This is a genomic window from Desulfurobacterium sp. (assembly GCF_027028515.1).
Taxonomy (GTDB): Bacteria; Aquificota; Aquificia; order Desulfurobacteriales; family Desulfurobacteriaceae; genus Desulfurobacterium_A.
Genome location: NZ_JALVIW010000109.1, coordinates 1 through 2274 on the forward strand (window position 1 = coordinate 1; position 2274 = coordinate 2274).

The 2274-nt window shown below is 39.4% G+C and carries 2 protein-coding genes; both read left to right on the forward strand.

Annotation, left to right across the window (positions count from 1 at the left end; all coding sequences use genetic code 11):
• Positions 1-586, forward strand: a 586-nt coding sequence (locus MV676_RS09140; RefSeq protein ID WP_297447045.1) for a hypothetical protein, incomplete at its 5' end; no start/stop codon positions are given.
• A 180-nt stretch (positions 587-766) separates the two neighbouring features.
• On the forward strand, positions 767-1915 hold the full coding sequence (locus MV676_RS09145; RefSeq protein WP_297447047.1) for an IS110 family transposase: 1149 nt from the start codon (positions 767-769) through the stop codon (positions 1913-1915).
• The last annotated feature ends 359 nt before the right edge of the window (positions 1916-2274 follow it).

Consider the following 2274-nt stretch of genomic DNA (forward strand, 5'->3'; position numbering starts at 1 on the left):
TGATGTGACGCTTTATGGTGTCAGGAAAGCTGAAAAGAGAGTTTTTGAATTCAGTATTGCACGTTCTTACCTGAAGCATTCCATTTTTTCGTTTGCTGCTGTTCGGGAACTGGAGGATCCGAAAGCCCATCCGATAGGATCAGGTTATATCTATGATGTTGAATTTGCCTCAATTCTCAATCCTTGGGGTATAAATAAAGGCGAGGGGGACTTTTTCGACTACTGCACTGAAAAAGCAAATGAGAAAGCACAGGAACTTGTAGGAGTTAAACCTTTCTGCGGGCGTGGAATTCTTTGTTTTTCCAATCGGGGATGCTCTTACAGAGAGAGCAGTAAGAAATATTTCACCGTTCTGAAATTCTCTCATAAAGGGATTTTATCTGTAAAGGTTGTTTCGCATAGAAAAAAAGCACTAAAAGAGTATATTGCCGGATTACAAGAGTCTCTTGAAACAATGAAAAGCGTTCTCTCTGACTTGAAGAAGGAGAAGGGCCGAGAAGATGATGTGAAGGAGTTTTCAAAACAGGTTGGCAGAGTGGAAAATAAAATTAAAGAGCTGAAAAAGGAGTATGAGGAAATTAACTGACAGAGGGGATTTACTCTTTTTTAAGTGTCAAAAGGGTTTGACCCGAATAAAAAGAAAAAAGTCAATAGCGGAGATAACATGAGCTCCCCCCTCATTAGACGGGGTGTCGTTTGTAATAAACGGTCCCAAAGTTAGATTATTAATTTTTAGAAATTTTTAACTTAAAAGGAGGAAAAGCTCATGTTACTTAACACTAGCAGTCTTTGTAATGAAAGTCAAATCGCAAACTACATAACAATCGGAATTGACCAGGGGGATTCGATGTGGGTGGTTACCGCTCTTGACCGTGAAGACGGGAAATACAGCAGATATTGCTTCTGGGGGAAGAAGAAAGAAAGTGATACATACGATAAGATCCGTGAGATAAAGAGCAATACAAATAAATCTGTCTCTGTATGTTATGAAGCTGGAAGGTGTGGTTTTACTCCGGGCAGGTTTTTCAACAGTATAGGCTGTGAAACAAGAATTCTTCCTGTTAACAAGATCGAAATTATAAGTTCGGGAAAGAAGGCCAAGACTGATAAAATTGACAGTCAGTTTCTGGCTGAAATAAGCCCTCTTGATCCGCGGATTCCGAAAGTATGGATTCCTACAGTTGAGCAGGAATGCAAACGCCAATTACCACGTGAAGAACAAAGAATCAAAACAGATATCGCCCGTAATAACAATCGGATCATTTCGATTTTAAAGAGATGGCCGATCCCGGACATATCAACACATCACAGTGCTCAATACTGGCGTTCAGCAATAAAAGAGTGGAGACGTCTCAAAATTATACCAAGCCTACTTCCTGAATCTGAACTTTTACGCATTGAGCAAATGGTTGATGAATTAGAAGTTTTTGAGAAAAACCTAGCTAAATGGCAGAAGTATATTATTGAAACAGAAAAGAAAGAACGCGAAGAAGCAAACAAAAGAAATGAAAAATACATTATAGACCGTCTCAGGGAATATCGCGGAATTGGTGAAGTTATTTCCAGAACATTCTGCTGGGAAATATGCGATTTCAGCAGGTTTAAAAACGGTAAACATTTTTCTTCTTATCTTGGGTTGACTCCTACTCCGTTTTCAAGCGGTAAAATGTTCAGAGAGCAGGGTATAAGCAAGCAGGGGAATCCGGAACTGAGAAGGCTTGCAATTCAATTAGCCTGGCTCTGGTATCACTGGCAGCCGGAATCAGCTATATCAAAAAAATGGAAAGACCGACTGAAGCAGAAAGGTCGTCAACGGAAAACTGCTATTGTAGCAATGGCACGTCAGCTGATGGTTGCTTTGTATAGATTTATTGTCTTAGGCGAGGAAATAGAAGGAGCAGTGAAGAATAGATGATATTCAAGGAAGGAGGAACCCCTCGTGTCACACCTTGTGAAGAAACGATGTCGTAGATTGAGGCCCTTCTTCCTTTTTTTAAAAATATTGAGGTTATAAAATCAGACAAATAGAGGAGTAATAGAATAACAGAATTTTAATTTTAAGGGTAAGGTCACCCTGACATTTAGACCTTGACTGGGCTTAATGCCAATCGACAAATTGCGTAGAATAGGAACCTTTATTTTCCGTGAACCGAATAATGGTTATACTATAAATCCGGTAATTAAACCGGTTATCGATAGAAGGCTGGAACTCTTGGATATCCAAGAACACTCCGAAAATCGCGGAAAAACCTGTAATTAAAGTTCTATTTGAGA